The sequence below is a fragment of the Streptomyces sp. CC228A genome (genome assembly GCF_021390935.1).
Taxonomy (GTDB): domain Bacteria; phylum Actinomycetota; class Actinomycetes; order Streptomycetales; family Streptomycetaceae; genus Streptomyces.
Map to the genome: position 1 here is coordinate 355,870 of NZ_JAJPUI010000006.1, position 15,461 is coordinate 371,330.

A 15,461-nucleotide genomic window follows, 5' to 3' on the forward strand; every position below is an offset into this window, starting at 1 on the left:
CCGCAGACCCCGCAACTGACTTGCGATTCCATACGGTTGGCATCACCCGGCCTTGCAGAAACGTGCCTGTCAACGAGTGAATATGCGACCGTCCCAGCCACCCGCCGTCCCCCTACTATCGGCTCGCCATGACAGCAGCAGGGAAGCACCAGGTGAGCCGGGCACAGACCCGGGGAAGCCGGCAGGGGCGCGCGGGCATCCGGGACGTGGCCGCCGCGGCGGGCGTCTCCATCACGACTGTCTCCGACGCGCTCAACGGCAAGGGCAGACTCCCCGACGCCACCCGTCGCCACGTGCGCGAGGTCGCCGACCGGCTCGGCTACCGCCCTTCCGCGGCCGCACGCACCCTCCGTACCGGCAAGTCGGGCCTCATCGGCCTGACCGTCACGACGTACGGGGATGAACCTTTCACCTTCACCGAGTTCGCCTACTTCGCGGAGATGGCCAGAGCGGCCACCTCCGCCGCCCTGGCCCGCGGCTACGCCCTGGTGATCCTGCCCGCGACCTCGCGCCGCAGCCCCGCCGACGTCTGGTCGAACGTGGCACTGGACGGCACCGTGGTCATCGACCCCTCCGACCACGACCCCGTCGTGGCCGAGCTGGTCCGGCAAGGGCTGCCCGTCGTCTCCGACGGCCGGCCCGCGGGCACCCTGCCGGTCACGGCCTGGGTCGACAACGACCACGAGGCCGCCGTCCTGGGCCTGCTGGACCACCTGGCCGAGGCCGGCGCCCGCAGGATCGGCCTGCTCACCGGCACCTCCACAGACACGTACACCCGGCTGTCGACGACCGCCTACCTGACCTGGTGCGAACGCGTCGGGCAGGATCCCGTGTACGAGTCGTACCCGGCCCACGACCCGTGCGCCGGCGCGGTCGCCGCCGACCGGCTGCTGGCCCGGCCCGACCGGCCGGACGCGGTCTACGGACTGTTCGACCCCAACGGCACGGACCTGCTGGCGGCGGCGCGGCGGTACGGACTGCGGGTCCCGGACGACCTGCTGCTGGTCTGCTGCAGCGAGTCGGCCGTGTACGCCGCCACCGAGCCGCCCATCACCACGCTCTCGCTGAAGCCGCGCCGGATCGGCACGGCGGTCGTCCAGCTGCTGATCGACGCCATCGAGGGGCTCGACGGCGACTGGCCGATCCAGCAGGTGATACCGACGGAGCTGATCGTCCGGACGTCGTCGCAGCGGCGGCCTCCCCGCACGACGGTCAGCCCGCCCCGGTCGCCCCGGCCGGAGTGACGAGCCGCCCCGCCAGGGGCACCCGGCGGAGCGGCCCGCGCACGCGGGCGGGGCGAGGCGGGGACGTCCGGCCGGGGACCCCCTCGGCCGGGCGCGGACGGGTACGCGTCCGCACGGGGCACCGGCTGCACCAGGCCGGGGGAACGGTTTACGCGTCCGCGGGACGCACCGGTCGCAGACCCGGCGAAAGGGGCACGCGTGCCGGCGAGGGCCCCGGGGCAAGCCAGGAGGGGAGCCGGTCGGCGCCCCGCCGCCCCGGTCCGGACCTGAACCCCCGGCCAAGACCTGCTCAATTCGGGCGAAACAGCCGGTGAAGCAGGCGTGCACCTTGATTCACCACCCCTGGTGCGTCACACAGCACAAGCCTCATTCCTATGATGGGCGCACGACACCGCGGGCCGCCGCGACCAGGCCGGTCCGCGAGGTGTAGGGCGTCGCGACGGTGGTGGAGGGGTCGATGACTCAGGGGGCCGGTCAGGGACCCGTGGTGCGGACAGCGACGTTGCGCGACTTCCGCGTACCCCCGTACGCCCAGGTGCCCGTGCAGGAGCACGGCGCGCCTCCTCCTCCGCAGCCGCCCGCCGCAGCGGGCCTGCCGGACCCGGCCACCGCGGAGAGCGGCCACCCCGGCAACGCCCTCCCCGAGGGCGCCTACCCCGACGGGTACACCCCCACGGAGCGCGATCTGCCGGTCATCAACCGCGGTGACACCGTCCAGGTCCCCATGACCGTCCCGCCGGTCCCCGCGACCGCCCCGGCGGCGGCGCCCGGCGGCCACACCCCCGGCCCGCTGTACGTGGTCGGCGACGTGCACGGCTACCTCGACGAGCTGCTCGTCTCCCTGCGCGAGCGGGGCCTCATCGACGCAGAGGGCCACTGGGCGGCCGGCACGGCCCGGTTGTGGTTCCTCGGCGACTTCACCGACCGGGGCCCCGACGGCATCGGGGTCATCGACCTCGTGATGCGGCTGTCCGCGGAGGCGGCCGCGGCGGGCGGCTACTGCAAGGCCCTGATGGGCAATCACGAACTGCTGCTGCTCGGCGCCAAGCGGTTCGCCGACACCCCCGTCAACTCCGGCGCCGGGACCGCCACCTTCCAGGCGGCGTGGCTGCTCAACGGCGGCCAGAAGAGCGACATGGACCGCCTCCAGGACGTCCACCTCCAGTGGATGTCCCGCCTCGACGCGGTCACCGTCCAGGACGACCACCTCCTCCTGCACTCGGACACCACCGCCTACCTGGAGTACGGCCAGACCGTCGAGGACGTCAACGACACCGTCCACGAGATCCTCACCCGCAACGACGCGGACGAGTGCTGGGACCTGTTCCGCAAGTTCACCAAGCGGTTCGCGTTCCGCGACGAGGGCGGCGCCGCGGCGGTGCGCGAACTGCTGGAGGCGTACGGCGGGCAGCGCGTGGTGCACGGCCACAGCCCCATCCCGTACCTGCTCGGAGAGGTCGGCACCGAGGACGGCCCCGACGAGAGCAGCGGGCCCGTGGTGGAGGGCCCGCACGTGTACGCCGACGGGCTGGCCATCGCCATGGACGGCGGCGTCACCATGGCGAGAAAGCTTCTCGTCCAAGAGCTCCCGCTGCCTGACTGAGCGCATCCGCCCCAGGCGATTTCCGCAAACCCACTGTCACGGCTCACCGTGGCGGCTCTACGATCGGCGTGCCCAACTGCCGTTCTACGCGGGCGTTCCACGCCCCACGGGAGTCTCGGGGGATCGCCTGTGAAAAGAGCTCCGCACCTGCTGCCGGAGGATCGCGCCGACTTCGAGCGACTGCTCGACGCCGTCCTGCGCACCGCGCAGGACCACCCGGCCCTGGCCGGGACCGGTCACCGCCTCACGGCCGGGCAGCTCCGCGCCATGGCCCTGGACGCCGCAGCGGTCATCAGCACCGCGGCCGCGGCCGAGTACGACCACTTCGTACGGGTCCGTGAGGAGCACCGCAGACGGCACGGGGCGGTCGCCGCACCCGCCCCGTGCGCTCCGGCCGACGGGGCCATGCCCGGCGCGGGCCTCGGTGTCGTCGTGACCGTGCTCGCACCGATCCTCTCGGGGTCGGCGGCGGTCGTCCTGCTGCTGGTGGGGTACGTCCTGAAAATGCTGGACCCGCCCCCGGACGTGGCGGCTCCGCTTCTCGGCGCGGGCTGGTTCTTCGCGGCCGTCGCCGCCGCGGGGCTGGGCGCGGCCATCGTGGGCATCCTGGTCACGGCCCTGCGGAACCGCGCCAACGAGGTCACGGCGGCCTCGGGGGCGGGGCACGGCCCGCTCGACGAGACGGCCCGCGCCCGCGAGGCGTGGCGGAACGCCCTGCTGGAGCGGGGCATCCTCCCGTTCCTCCGGGACGTCCTCGCCGAACCGGCACCGCCGTGCCCGCCGCGCCCCGCCCTCGAAGCGGGCCATTGCCCGGACCGCGCGCCCATCCCCGAAGCGGACCCCGCGAGCCGCGACCCCGCGTCCGGCGAACCCCGCGCCCAGCGGCCGGCCGAGCGGGAACCGACGGGCCCGGGCCCGAGACCCGACTGACCCGCACCGGGACACCCACCGACCGCACGTCGCCGCACGTCGCCGCAGGCCGACCGCACGCCTGTCCGCCAGCACACCGGTCCGCCGGTACAGCCGCCCGGCCACGGCGGCAGAAGCCGCCACGCCGCCGAGCGGACCCCTCCCGCGCCGGGGCCGGTCGGACGGCGCCGGGGCCGACTGACGCCGGGCATCGTCAGCCCGACCGGCTGTGACCAGCGCAGGCCGACCGCACGCCTCCGCCACGCCAGTCCGCCGCTCCGCCCGCCCGCCCGGCCACGGCGGCAGAAGCCGCCGCACGGCAGAGCAGAACGCCACCCGCGCCCGGGCGCACGGCGCCCGGGCCGGTGGGACGGCGTCCGCGCCCGACCGACGCCGGGCGCCGCCGGCTGAGCGGATGACCGGCTGACCGGCCGCGGAGACGGTCCGCCAACCGACCGCGGGGACACCGTCCCGCCGGCCGGCTCTGGGGCGACCGGCTGCGGGCGCCGGCCGGCGGCCTCAGTCCGCGATCGGCAGGTACACGCGGTTGCCCGCTTCCGCGAACTCCCGCGACTTCTCCGCCATCCCGGCCTCGATCTCGTCCGCCTTCAGGTCGCCGCCGTGCTCGCGGCGGATGTCCTGCGAGATCTTCATGGAGCAGAACTTCGGCCCGCACATCGAGCAGAAGTGCGCCGTCTTCGCGGGTTCGGCCGGCAGGGTCTCGTCGTGGAACTCGCGTGCCGTGTCCGGGTCGAGCGCCAGGTTGAACTGGTCCTCCCAGCGGAACTCGAACCGCGCGTCCGACAGCGCGTCGTCCCACTCCTGTGCGCCGGGGTGGCCCTTGGCCACGTCCGCCGCGTGAGCCGCGATCTTGTACGTGATGACACCCGTCTTCACGTCGTCGCGGTTGGGCAGGCCGAGGTGCTCCTTGGGCGTCACGTAGCAGAGCATCGCCGTGCCCCACCAGGCGATCATCGCGGCGCCGATACCGGACGTGATGTGGTCGTACGCCGGAGCGACGTCCGTCGTCAGCGGGCCGAGCGTATAGAACGGAGCCTCATCGCAGATCTCCTGCTGCAGGTCGATGTTCTCCTTGATCTTGTGCATCGGGACGTGTCCCGGGCCCTCGATCATGGTCTGCACGTCGTAACGCTTCGCGATCCGGTTGAGTTCCCCGAGCGTCTTGAGCTCCGCGAACTGCGCGGCGTCGTTGGCGTCCGCGATCGATCCCGGCCGCAGCCCGTCGCCCAGCGAGTAGGTGACGTCGTACCGCGCGAGGATCTCGCAGAGCTCCTCGAAGTGGGTGTAGAGGAAGTTCTCCTTGTGGTGCGCCAGGCACCACGCGGCCATGATCGAGCCGCCGCGCGACACGATGCCGGTCTTCCGACGCGCCGTCAGCGGCACGTATGGCAGGAGCACGCCGGCGTGGACCGTCATGTAGTCCACGCCCTGCTCGGCCTGCTCGATGACCGTGTCCTTGTAGATCTCCCAGGTCAGCTCCTCGGCCTTGCCGTCCACCTTCTCCAGCGCCTGGTACAGCGGCACGGTCCCGATCGGCACGGGGGAGTTGCGCAGCACCCACTCGCGCGTGGTGTGGATGTTGCGCCCGGTGGACAGGTCCATGACCGTGTCGGCGCCCCAGCGGGTCGCCCAGGTCATCTTCTCCACCTCCTCCTCGATGGAGGAGGTGACGGCCGAGTTGCCGATGTTGGCGTTGACCTTCACCAGGAACCGCTTGCCGATGATCATCGGCTCGATCTCCGGGTGGTTGACGTTGGCCGGGAGCACCGCCCGGCCGGCCGCGATCTCCTCTCGCACGACCTCGGCGGAGACGTTCTCGCGTACCGCGACGAACTCCATCTCCGGCGTGATCTCACCGCGGCGCGCGTACGCCAGCTGGGTCACCGGCTGCCCCTCGCGGCCCCGCCGGGGCTGCCTGGGGCGGCCCGGGAAGACGGCGTCGAGGTTGCGCAGCCCGCCGCGCGGCGAGGTGTGCTTGATGCCGTCGTCCTCGGGGCGGACCGGTCGGCCCGCGTACTCCTCGGTGTCGCCGCGGGCGATGATCCAGTTCTCCCTGAGGGGTGGCAGTCCGCGGCGTACGTCGGTCTCGATCTGCGGATCGGTGTACGGCCCGGACGTGTCGTACAGCGTGACGTCCTTGCCGTTGGTGAGGTGCACCTTCCGGACCGGCACCCGGATGTCGGGGCGCGAACCCTCGACGTAGCCCTTGTGCCAGCCGATGGACTTCCCGCTCTCCTCGGTGCTGGAGCTGCTGGAGGCAGGCGTGCGTGCGTCCTGAACGGTCATCCTGACCTACTCCCTACGCCGGCATTACCCGGTAACAGGTTCGGCGGTCGGCGCAGCTCTTCCCGTACGGATCTACGGAGGTCAGCGCCCTCTCAGCCCGGTGCTCCGAGCTCCCGCGTGTGCAAAGGTGCCACCACGCTAGCGCCCTTCCGGCCATGCTGAACAGGGGGCCCCTGGCGTTCTTGCGATGATCGGTCGGTGACTTCCTCGCACCAGCACCCGGAGCACGACCCGCACCAGGGCCCCGACCAGGACCCGGATCACGGCCCCCACCAGGGCCGCGGCCCGGGATCCCGGCACGCCCACGACGACGGCCGGGGACACGGCGGCGACGCGCTCGCGCATGTCCACACGCACGCCCACGGCCCCGCAGCGCCCGTCTCGCAGCACCTGCGCAAGGTCATCGCAGCCGTGCTGATTCCTTTCGCCACCGCCGTCCTGGTGGGCCTCGTCGCCCTGTGGCCGGGCGGCGCCCCGGCGCACGAACGCAGCGGCGTCGGCTTCGACCGGCAGACCGAGCAGGGCAGGGTCGTCCAGGTCGAAGAGGTCGACTGCAAGGACGTGAACGTGGCCCAGGTGCCGCCGACCGGCGACACCAGCACCCCGGAGGGGAGGGAGGCGGTCCGGGCCCAGCAGGGCCAGTGCAAGCGCGCCACCATCGAGGTGACGACCGGCCCCCACCAGGGCCGTACGTTCACGGAGGTCGTGCAGCCCGACGCGCCCCGCCAGTTGGAGGAGGGCCAGGGCGTCGTCGTGGCGTACGCCCCCGACGCCCCGGAGGAGCTCCAGTACTCGGTGACGGACGTCGACCGGAAGTTCCCGCTCGCACTGCTGGCCGTGATCTTCGCCCTGGCCGTGGTCGCGGTCGGGCGGCTGCGCGGGGTGATGGCGCTCGTCGCGCTGGGAACGAGCTTCCTCTTCCTGACGTTCTTCATCCTGCCGGCGATCCTGCAGGGTTCGAACCCGCTGGTGGTGGCGGTGGTCGGGGCGAGCGCCATCATGCTGATCGCGCTGTACCTGAGCCACGGACTCAGCGCGCGCACCTCGGTGGCGGTGCTGGGCACGCTCATCTCGCTGCTGCTGATCGGACTGCTCGGTTCGCTGTTCATCGGCTGGGCGAGCCTGACCGGCAACACCGACGACTACACGGGGCTGATCCACGGCCTGTACCCCGGCATCGACATGTCGGGTCTGCTGCTGGCCGGGGTCATCATCGGTTCCCTGGGCGTGCTCGACGATGTGACCGTGACGCAGACGTCAGCGGTGTGGGAACTGCACCAGGCGGACCCGAGGATGGGGCCGCGGGCGCTGTACCGGGCGGGGATCCGGATCGGGCGGGACCACATCGCGTCGGTCGTGAACACGCTGGTCCTCGCGTACGCGGGCGCGGCCCTGCCGCTGCTCCTGCTGTTCTCCATCGCCCAGAGCAGCGTGGGCACGGTCGCCAACAGCGAGCTGGTCGCCCAGGAGATCGTACGGACGCTGGTCGGCTCGATCGGCCTGGTGGCGTCCGTACCGGTGACCACGGGGCTGGCCGCTCTGGTCGTGTCGGCCGACCGGCCGCCGGCGGGCGAGGGCGGGGGCGGGGCTCCCGCGGCGAGGAGCGGGCGCGGGCGTCGCCGGAAGCGCTGACCGGCGCCCGCCCGCGCCGGCCGGCCTCGCGTCGCCTCACGGCGGTGTGCCGTACTGCTGTGTGCCCGTACTGCGGTGTCCCTGTACTGCGGTGTCCCCGTTCTGCTGCGGCGCCTGCCGCTGCGGCGCTGTACGGCGGCGGCGCTGTACGGCAGCGGCGCTACGGCCCACGGCGGCACGGCCGCGAGCGTACGGCGGCGGCAGCCCGCCCGGACAGGTGCCGTGCGGGCAAGGTGGCGTACGGGCGGAGCGGCCGGCTCAGCCCGCGTTCTCCGCGAGGATGCGGCCGAGCGCGGCCTCCAGATCACCTCCGAGGTCACCCAGCGTGGTCTCCTGCCCCAGCGGCACCAGCCTGTCGGTGCGGTCCAGGAACGCGATCAGGGGCGGGGCGCTCGCCCGGAACACGGCCTGGTCGGCGCCCACGCACAACCGGATCAGTACATCCGACAGCTCGTCACCGGCGTCGGCCGGTTCGATCCGCACATCACCCTCACCGCTGGGGGTGTTGACGCCGTCCAGGAGCAGCTCCCGCCCGAACACCCAGGTCACCGGGGCGTCTCCGGGCAGGTGGAACGTCATCCGGACCGCGAACGGATCCTTTCCCTCATACCGGAGCTCGACCGGGATCCTGAAGGACAGCTCCTCCGAGACGACGAAGCTCATCAGGACTTCGGCCTGAACCGACTCGCGCATCTGTACCCCGCTGGTGCCGTGTAAGCCATGGTGTGAAAACGGCCAGGATTGATCGCTCCTGGCCCTCGTGCCGCAATGGTCCTGCACCCGCCCTCAGATCACAAGGAGTGATTTTTCAGATACTGATAGAGAGCGCGACCGCACCTAGGAGCTTTCCGATCTCATTGCGTAGTTGTTCGACCGCGGGAAGCAGTCGGTGCTCCTCGTGGAGGGGGAGAGAAATGGCCATCGCCGCTGCGGTGTCGCCCGCGGTGATCGGAATGGCCGCGCAGACGGTGCCGAGCGCGTACTCCTGGCGTTCGATGAACGGCCGCGTCGGAGGCCGCCGGCTCAGCCGCTCCAGGAGCGCCCGGCGGTCACGCACCGTATACGGCGTGATCGCCTGAACGGGGTAGCGGTCGAGGTGGTCCTCGCGGGAGGGCTTGTCGAGCTGGCCCAGCAGGCACTGGCCGATTGCATGCGCATGGCCGGTCTCGCGGAAGTCGGCCCACTCGTCGACGGCGGGCGCCGCGGGGGTGTCGGACACGGCGACGAGCTGGATCTCGCCGTCCCGGTAGACGGCGAAGTAGACGGGTACGCCGATGGCGTCCCGCCAGTCCGCTAAGGAGTTCTTGATCTTGCTGCGACGATTCTGCAGGGCTCCGGCATCGGCCAGCCGCCGTGCCGACTCCCCGAGCATGAACACGCCCTTGTCGCGCAGGAGGTAGCCCTCGTGCGCCAGGGTGCGCAGCAGGTGGTACGCCGTCGGGAGGGCCAGGCCCGTCTCGCGCGCCAGTTGCTTGGCCGGAGCCCCTCCGGGATGGGACCCCGCGGCCTCCAGAAGTCTCAGTGCCCGCTGCACGGAGCCGATCAGCGTCGGGGCAGCGGAAGTCGAAGCCATGACCATAGGTCACCCCCAGGCATTCGCCCACAGCGGTAGTCATACAAACCGCTGGTCAGGCGTTCACTCTGCCCCTGATTCCAAGGGCCGCGGAAGCGCTGCCACTCTAATGGCAGCCTCCGTTCGGGGGTGGGTTCCGCCGGGGGCGTTCCCCCGGCCGGGCTAACGGAGCGGCGGCCTCACCACTCCGAGCGCGACGACGGAGAGGACGAAGACGAGGACGACGATGTCCCGGTGAACTTCCGTACGACGTAGATCAGTCCGCCGACCAGGGCCACGAAGAGCAGCACCTTGAAGAGCAGACCCACCACGAAGAAGACCGCGGACGTGATCATTCCGCCGAAGACGGCCACCGCGATGACCGGTATCGCCACCCACTTCACCCACCAGGGAAGCCCCGCGAGCAGTTCCTTGATCGCCGCCATCGCCGGTCACACTCCTTCATCCGCCGCTTCACTGCTTCGACGCTCTCGATGCTAGGCGGGGCGACCGCGCCCGCGGGGGTCTGGCATCCCTTGAAGTCCCCTGAGCCTTCCCCTAGGGAGACCCGGTGCGCCCGCACCCCCAGGGGCGCGGGCCGCCGTTCGCGCCGCCCCGACGGGACGGGGCTGCCGTCGTGCTCCCGAAGGAGCCCGGGGTGCTGCGGCTGCCGTGGGGACCGGGCTGCCGTCGCCCTCCCGGGCCCGGGCGGTCAGCCCTCGGGTGGCGAGAACACCACCATCACCCGCAGGTCCTCGGTGATGTGGTGGAACTTGTGCGGCACGCCGGCCGGGACGAACACCACGCTGCCCCGTCCGACCGTCTGTGTCTCCGCGCCCACCGTGATGGAGGCGCGGCCACTCACGACGAAGTAGACCTCGTCCTCCTTGTGCGGCTGCTGCGGGTCCAAGTCCCCCGCGTCCAACGCGTACAGCCCGACCGACATGGTCCGCTCGCGCAGGAACTGCAGGTACGCACCGTTGTTCGCAACGCGCTCCGCCTCCAGCTCGTCCAGTCGGAATGCCTTCATACCGTTCGCCCTCGCCCCTGCCTTGTACCGATCGGGTCTGCCACGATCAGACACATGTTGAATTTCCTCGTCAAGACGCTCGCGAACGCCGGCGCACTGGCGGTCGCGATCTGGCTGCTGGACGACATCACGCTGACCGGGGACGACACCAGCCGACAGGCGCTCACGCTGCTTCTCGTGGCGCTGCTGTTCGGTGTGGTGAACACCCTCGTCAAGCCGATCGTGCAGCTGCTGACCATGCCGCTGTTCATCCTGACACTCGGGCTGTTCACGCTGGTCGTGAACGCCCTCATGCTGCTGCTCACCTCGTGGCTCGCGGAGAAGCTCGACCTCGCCTTCCACGTCGAGGGCTTCTGGACCGCCGTCCTGGGCGGCCTGGTCATCTCGGTCGTGTCGTGGGCGCTGAACGTCGTCCTCCCCGACGGCAGGGACTGACCGCCATGGCGCACGACTGGGGCGACGGCACCAGAGCCGTGCGGGCCGGGCTGCCGGAACCCGAGAAGTACGCCGCAGCGCTCCCCGGGCCGGTCTTCGCCGCGCACTACCACCTGCCCGGCGAACCCACCGGCCCGTACACCTACGGGCGGGACGAGAACCCGACGTGGACCCACCTGGAGCGCGCCATCGCGGAGCTGGAGGCTCCGGATCCGGGCTCGGCAGTCGAGACGGTGGTCTTCGCCTCCGGGATGGCCGCCCTCTCCGGCGTGCTGTTCTCGCAGCTCAGATCCGGTGACGTGGTGGTCCTGCCGAGCGACGGCTACCAGGCCCTGGCCCTGCTGCGCGAGCAGCTGGAGGCGTACGGCATCGAGGTGCGGACCGCTCCGACGGGTGGCGACGCCCAGCTGGACGTCCTGGAGGGGGCGCGCCTGCTGTGGATCGAGACGCCGTCCAACCCGGGGCTCGACGTGTGCGACGTACGGCGGTTGGTGAAGGCGGCCCACAGCCAGGGCACGCTGGTCGCCGTCGACAACACGCTCGCCACCCCCTTCGGCCAGCGGCCGCTGGAGCTGGGCGCCGACTTCTCCGTGGCGAGCGGCACCAAGGGCCTGACCGGGCACGGCGACGTCCTGCTCGGCCACGTCACCTGCCGGGACGCGGGGCTCGCTGCGGCCGTACGGCGCTGGCGCAAGGTCGTCGGGGCGATCCCCGGGCCCATGGAGGCCTGGCTGGCGCACCGGTCCCTGGCCACCCTCCACCTGCGTGTGGAGCGTCAGTGCGCGAACGCCCTGGCGCTGGCCGCGGCGCTGGCGGAGCGGTCCGACGTGGCGGGTCTGCGGTACCCGGGACTGCCCGGGGACCCGTCGTACGCGGTCGCCGCAGGTCAGATGCGGCGCTTCGGCTCCGTGGTGTCGTTCACGCTGCCGGACCGGCAGCGCGCGGAACGGTTCCTGGAGGCGCTGCGGCTGGTCGACGACGCCACGAGCTTCGGTGGCGTGCGGTCGACAGCCGAGCGGCGCGGCCGGTGGGGCGGTGACGACGTGCCCGAGGGGTTCATCCGCTTCTCGGTGGGAGCCGAGGATCCGGAGGACCTGCTGGCCGACGTGCTGCACGCCTTGGAGGCGGCAGCGGCGCAGTAGGGAGCGTACGCAGAACGGACGGTCCGAGCCTCCCCCCTCGTGGCTCGGACCGTCCTGCTTTGTCTGCCTGTGCCGCTTCCGAACCAGGCTAGTTGACCCTACGTCAGTGTCCAATCACACCGACGACAGCGACCTATCGACATATTTATAGTTACGGCTTGTACGACTCTTGGGACACGGCGTCCTTCGAGGACGCGGACGACGACCGCGGCGCGTCCGGGCAGTGAAGGGAGGGGTGGGGCGGGAGATGGATCTGAGCCTGCTGCGGACCTTCGTCACGGTGCACCGGGCCGGCTCCTTCACCCGTGCCGCCGCCCTCCTCGGGTTGTCCCAACCGGCAGTCACCAGTCAGATCCGCTCGCTTGAGCGGCAGTTGGGGCGCCCTCTGTTCCTGCGCCGGGCGCGCGGCGTCACCCCGACGACCATCGGCGACGAGCTGGCGCACCGGGCGGCGCCGCACCTGGACGCCCTCGTGGAGATCACGGAGGCGGGGCTGCACGGACGGGTCGGGGCGCGGACGCTCCACCTGGCGGGACCGCCCGAGTTCCTCTCCCTGCGGGCATTACCCGCGCTCGCGCCCCTCGTGTCGGAGGGTCTCATGATGCGCGCGTCCCTCTTCGGCGCCGCAGAGGAGAGCCTGGACGGGTTGGCGGCCGGCCGCCACGACCTCGCGATCGCCACCGCCCGGCCGCGCGGAGGGCTGCTGACCGCGACCCCGCTGTGCGACGAGGAGCATGTGCTCGTGGCGTCACCGCGCTGGGCCCGGCCGGCCACCGAGGCACTGCCGAGCCGGGGTGCCGCCCTGCTCGACCGGCTCCCGGTGATCGAGGTGCACGAGTCCCTGCCGTTCGTCAGCCGCTACTGGGCCGCCGTCTTCGAGTCCAAACCCACGGCGACGGCCACGGTCGTGGTCCCCGACCTGCGGGCCGTCCTGGAGGCCGCGTCCTTCGGCGCCGGGCTGGCCGTGCTGCCGCGCTACCTCTGCGAGGAGGCGCTGGCCGCCGGCACCCTGGTGGCGCTGCTCCAGCCGCCCGTGCCGCCGCTGCGCACGTACTTCCTCGTGGTACGGGCCGGGACGCCCTCCCACACGCACATCGCGCGGGCCCAGAACCTGCTGCTGCAGGCAGCCGCCGACTGGTGACACGGAGTGGTGGGATCCGCTGCCGCGTTTCAGACGGTCCGAGGCGGGCGATGGTGAAGCCATGACCGAACGTCCAGTGGTCAAACGCACCGCACGCGCCATCCTGCTCGACGGGGACGACCTCGTCCTCATCAAGCGGACGAAGCCCGGGATGGATCCTTACTGGCTGACTCCGGGCGGCGGTGTGGAGCCGGGGGACGCCACCGTCGTGGACGCCCTTCACCGGGAGGTCCACGAGGAGCTCGGCGCGAAGATCACGGATGTGGTGCCGTGCTTCGTGGACACCGTCGAGCACATCGAGAACGGCGGGGTCTCCGGAGTGAAGGTGCAGCACTTCTTCGTCTGCCGCCTGGAGTCCATGGACCCCGGGCAACGCCATGGCCCCGAGGTCGACGAGCCGATCGGTGAGTACGAGATCGTCCGCGTGCCATTCACGCGGGTCGGCATCGCCGGGGTCCACCTGGTGCCCCTGTCGTTGCGGCACTACCTCGACGGCAACATCGAGGGCGTCCGCGCCATGCACGCACCCGACCTGGGCTGACCTGCCGCCCCCCTCACACGCACACCGCCCCCGGCCGACCTGCCCGCACCCGCCCTCGGCTGAGCTGCCGCCCCCTCGCACACACCCGCCCCGGTCGGCCTTGCTCCTCCCGCGGGCACGCCCACAGATCGCGACCGCGCCCGCGGCGGCGAGCGGCTGCCTGCCGGCCGGAGCTCCCGAAAGGCGCCCCCCTCCTCGGCGACCAGTAACGTCACAGCCATGAGCGATCTTGAGATACGCAAGGCCACCACCGCCGATGTGCCCGCCATCGTGGCGATGCTGGCGGACGACCCCCTGGGCGCTCAGCGGGAGACACCGGACGACCTCTCCCCGTACCTGTCCGCCTTCGCGCGCGTGGCCGCCGACCCGCACCAGCAGCTCGTGGTCGCGGTCCGCGACGCCCAGGTGATCGGCACCCTGCACCTGACGATCGTGCCGGGGCTGTCCCGACGCGGCGCCACGCGGTCGCTCATCGAGGCGGTACGCGTCCACGCAGACGCGCGCGGCAGCGGTCTGGGCACCCAGCTGATCGAGTGGGCCATCGCGGAGTCACGCCGGCAGGGTGTGCATCTCGTCCAGCTCACGTCCGACGCTTCCCGCACCGACGCCCACCGCTTTTACGAACGGCTGGGCTTCGTCGCCTCCCATGTCGGCTTCAAGCTCACCCTGTGACACCACGGGGGGACGACGGGGACGCCCGAGGGGCTGGGCAATGTTTCACGTGAAACAGAGGCCCTGCAGGGCCGTGCCGCAGTGCTCAGCCCGCGGTGACCAGGAGGTGCAGGGCCAGCGCCACGATGACCGTGCTGGACGTGAGGCCCGTGGCCAGGCGGCCCCGCCGGCCGGTGAGCGCCCTGCCGAGGAGCGCTCCCCCGCCGGCCAGCAGCAACTGCCAGCTGGCGGAGGCAGCAAAGGCGCCGCCGACGAACAGCACCTGCTCCAGGACGGTGGGATCGGACACCGCCTGACCGCCGAGCACAAGGGCGGCGAAGTAGACGATGGTCGCGGGGTTCATCAAGGTGATCCCCAGGAAGCCGAAGAAGGCACGGCCTCCGCTCACGGCCGCCCCGCCCTCCTCGGCGCGGCCGCCCTGCGCCTGCACGAGCAGGTACTGGCGGATCGCGGTCATCCCGCTCCGTACGGCCAGCCCGACCAGGACGAGGGCGGCCACCCAGCGCAGGGGCAGCAGCACCGGCTGGAGAACCGGCACGAGGGCGGCGCCGCCTGCCGCGGCCACCAGCGCGTACAGTCCGTCGGCCGCCGCCACCCCGAGCGCAGCGGACAGCCCCGCCTTCAGCCCCGCCCGCGCGGTGAGCGACACCAGGTAAGCCCCGACGGCCCCGACCGGTACGGCGATGCCGTACCCCGCCACAAGGCCGGCGATCAGCGCGCCCATCACAAGACCATGAATACCGCACTCCGACAGAGGCCCGACTGCTGCTGCCGGATGTACGCGGAGGCGCCAGAAGGGGACAGCAGAGCCGGCGAACCGAGGATCGTCTTCATGGGCGGCATCCTGGGGACCGCCCACTCATGGGGCAACCCATTTACCGCCTCCGCCACCTGCACGGCCCCAGAGGCGTCGTCGCACTGGCCCAGCAACTCGACTGAGCCCACGCCGCGAAGAAGGCCCTCGTCACCTCGGCGCGGCGACCGCTCCCCGCAGGGCGCCGGCCGCGTCGAGGACGACCGGATCGCCGTGCCCGAGGACCGCCGTGTCGACGTCCGCGCGCCACCTACATCGGGAAGCCCGCCTGACGACGTGCCGGCCCTGGAACACCACGACCGACACCAGGCGTCCCAGAATGTAGGTTCTCACTTTCGGTGTCATGCGCCGACGCTGTGAGCTGGACGTTCCTCTTCAGTCTCACGACGTGTCGGCCGCCGGCTGTCTCAGATCGGTGTCATTTCCTCAGACTGTCCAG

16 protein-coding genes and 1 riboswitch are annotated in these 15,461 nt (G+C 71.7%); of the genes, 9 read left to right on the plus strand and 7 right to left on the minus strand.

Going from position 1 to position 15,461, the window contains the following annotated elements; translation table 11 throughout:
- Positions 1-128: 128 nt before the first annotated feature.
- The 3 genes from L6E17_RS19455 to L6E17_RS19465 all read left to right on the plus strand — a co-directional run bounded on the left by L6E17_RS19455 (position 129) and on the right by L6E17_RS19465 (position 3,777).
- A complete protein-coding gene (locus L6E17_RS19455; protein WP_236242014.1) occupies positions 129-1,244 on the plus strand; it encodes a LacI family DNA-binding transcriptional regulator in 1,116 nt (371 codons plus the stop codon).
- 457 nt (positions 1,245-1,701) lie between these two features.
- Positions 1,702-2,847: a metallophosphoesterase gene (locus L6E17_RS19460; RefSeq protein WP_236242015.1), complete on the plus strand. Its 1,146-nt coding sequence runs from the start codon at positions 1,702-1,704 to the stop codon at positions 2,845-2,847.
- Between the two features lie 129 nt (positions 2,848-2,976).
- Entirely contained in the window at positions 2,977-3,777 is an 801-nt protein-coding gene (locus L6E17_RS19465; protein WP_236242016.1) for a hypothetical protein, read from the plus strand.
- 498 nt (positions 3,778-4,275) lie between these two features.
- On the opposite strand, the gene thiC is transcribed toward L6E17_RS19465, so the two are convergent.
- On the minus strand, positions 4,276-6,063 hold the full coding sequence (thiC, locus tag L6E17_RS19470; RefSeq protein ID WP_236242017.1) for a phosphomethylpyrimidine synthase ThiC: 1,788 nt from the start codon (positions 6,061-6,063) through the stop codon (positions 4,276-4,278).
- A riboswitch (TPP riboswitch) is annotated at positions 6,057-6,190 on the minus strand. Its footprint overlaps the gene before it by 7 nt.
- 71 nt (positions 6,191-6,261) lie before the next feature.
- Between thiC and L6E17_RS19475 the strand changes: the two genes are divergently transcribed.
- The gene (locus tag L6E17_RS19475) at positions 6,262-7,695 is read left to right on the plus strand and encodes a YibE/F family protein (RefSeq protein ID WP_236242018.1); all 1,434 of its coding nucleotides are present in this window, start codon (positions 6,262-6,264) and stop codon (positions 7,693-7,695) included.
- A 258-nt stretch (positions 7,696-7,953) separates the two neighbouring features.
- On the opposite strand, the gene L6E17_RS19480 is transcribed toward L6E17_RS19475, so the two are convergent.
- From L6E17_RS19480 to L6E17_RS19495, 4 genes are all read right to left on the minus strand, one after another.
- Entirely contained in the window at positions 7,954-8,388 is a 435-nt protein-coding gene (locus L6E17_RS19480) for an SsgA family sporulation/cell division regulator (RefSeq protein WP_236242019.1), read from the minus strand.
- 115 nt (positions 8,389-8,503) lie between these two features.
- Positions 8,504-9,274, minus strand: coding sequence for an IclR family transcriptional regulator (locus L6E17_RS19485; protein WP_236242020.1), 771 nt, complete (start codon positions 9,272-9,274; stop codon positions 8,504-8,506).
- A 173-nt stretch (positions 9,275-9,447) separates the two neighbouring features.
- Positions 9,448-9,684: a DUF5326 family protein gene (locus tag L6E17_RS19490; protein WP_236242135.1), complete on the minus strand. Its 237-nt coding sequence runs from the start codon at positions 9,682-9,684 to the stop codon at positions 9,448-9,450.
- 275 nt (positions 9,685-9,959) lie between these two features.
- Entirely contained in the window at positions 9,960-10,277 is a 318-nt protein-coding gene (locus L6E17_RS19495; RefSeq protein WP_236242021.1) for a cupin domain-containing protein, read from the minus strand.
- Positions 10,278-10,331: 54 nt separating this feature from the next.
- Here L6E17_RS19495 and L6E17_RS19500 point away from each other — a divergent pair, with 54 nt between their 5' ends.
- The 5 genes from L6E17_RS19500 to L6E17_RS19520 all read left to right on the plus strand — a co-directional run bounded on the left by L6E17_RS19500 (position 10,332) and on the right by L6E17_RS19520 (position 14,208).
- On the plus strand, positions 10,332-10,712 hold the full coding sequence (locus L6E17_RS19500; RefSeq protein WP_236242022.1) for a phage holin family protein: 381 nt from the start codon (positions 10,332-10,334) through the stop codon (positions 10,710-10,712).
- Between the two features lie 5 nt (positions 10,713-10,717).
- Complete coding sequence (locus L6E17_RS19505) at positions 10,718-11,854, plus strand: cystathionine gamma-lyase (RefSeq protein ID WP_236242023.1); 1,137 nt, start codon at positions 10,718-10,720, stop codon at positions 11,852-11,854.
- Between the two features lie 247 nt (positions 11,855-12,101).
- On the plus strand, positions 12,102-12,995 hold the full coding sequence (locus L6E17_RS19510; protein WP_236242024.1) for a LysR family transcriptional regulator: 894 nt from the start codon (positions 12,102-12,104) through the stop codon (positions 12,993-12,995).
- 61 nt (positions 12,996-13,056) lie between these two features.
- Positions 13,057-13,536, plus strand: coding sequence for an NUDIX domain-containing protein (locus L6E17_RS19515; protein ID WP_236242025.1), 480 nt, complete (start codon positions 13,057-13,059; stop codon positions 13,534-13,536).
- Between the two features lie 219 nt (positions 13,537-13,755).
- The gene (locus tag L6E17_RS19520) at positions 13,756-14,208 is read left to right on the plus strand and encodes a GNAT family N-acetyltransferase (RefSeq protein ID WP_236242026.1); all 453 of its coding nucleotides are present in this window, start codon (positions 13,756-13,758) and stop codon (positions 14,206-14,208) included.
- Positions 14,209-14,293: 85 nt separating this feature from the next.
- Here the strand turns inward: L6E17_RS19520 and L6E17_RS19525 are convergent, their stop codons facing one another.
- Positions 14,294-14,935, minus strand: a complete 642-nt coding sequence (locus tag L6E17_RS19525) for a LysE family transporter (RefSeq protein WP_236242027.1) — start codon at positions 14,933-14,935, stop codon at positions 14,294-14,296.
- Positions 14,936-15,172: 237 nt separating this feature from the next.
- Complete coding sequence (locus L6E17_RS19530) at positions 15,173-15,355, minus strand: hypothetical protein (protein WP_236242028.1); 183 nt, start codon at positions 15,353-15,355, stop codon at positions 15,173-15,175.
- Positions 15,356-15,461: the final 106 nt, after the last annotated feature.

Excerpts from the sequence above, each read along its gene's own strand:
- L6E17_RS19455 (WP_236242014.1), top strand. The coding sequence starts at position 129 with ATGACAGCAGCAGGGAAGCACCAGGTGAGCCGGGCACAGACCCGGGGA.
- L6E17_RS19460 (WP_236242015.1), top strand. The coding sequence starts at position 1,702 with ATGACTCAGGGGGCCGGTCAGGGACCCGTGGTGCGGACAGCGACGTTG.
- L6E17_RS19520 (WP_236242026.1), top strand. The coding sequence starts at position 13,756 with ATGAGCGATCTTGAGATACGCAAGGCCACCACCGCCGATGTGCCCGCC.
- thiC (WP_236242017.1), bottom strand. The coding sequence starts at position 6,063 with ATGACCGTTCAGGACGCACGCACGCCTGCCTCCAGCAGCTCCAGCACC.
- L6E17_RS19480 (WP_236242019.1), bottom strand. The coding sequence starts at position 8,388 with ATGCGCGAGTCGGTTCAGGCCGAAGTCCTGATGAGCTTCGTCGTCTCG.
- L6E17_RS19495 (WP_236242021.1), bottom strand. The coding sequence starts at position 10,277 with ATGAAGGCATTCCGACTGGACGAGCTGGAGGCGGAGCGCGTTGCGAAC.
- L6E17_RS19485 (WP_236242020.1), bottom strand. The coding sequence starts at position 9,274 with ATGGTCATGGCTTCGACTTCCGCTGCCCCGACGCTGATCGGCTCCGTG.
- L6E17_RS19515 (WP_236242025.1), top strand. The coding sequence starts at position 13,057 with ATGACCGAACGTCCAGTGGTCAAACGCACCGCACGCGCCATCCTGCTC.
- L6E17_RS19510 (WP_236242024.1), top strand. The coding sequence starts at position 12,102 with ATGGATCTGAGCCTGCTGCGGACCTTCGTCACGGTGCACCGGGCCGGC.
- L6E17_RS19500 (WP_236242022.1), top strand. The coding sequence starts at position 10,332 with ATGTTGAATTTCCTCGTCAAGACGCTCGCGAACGCCGGCGCACTGGCG.
- L6E17_RS19505 (WP_236242023.1), top strand. The coding sequence starts at position 10,718 with ATGGCGCACGACTGGGGCGACGGCACCAGAGCCGTGCGGGCCGGGCTG.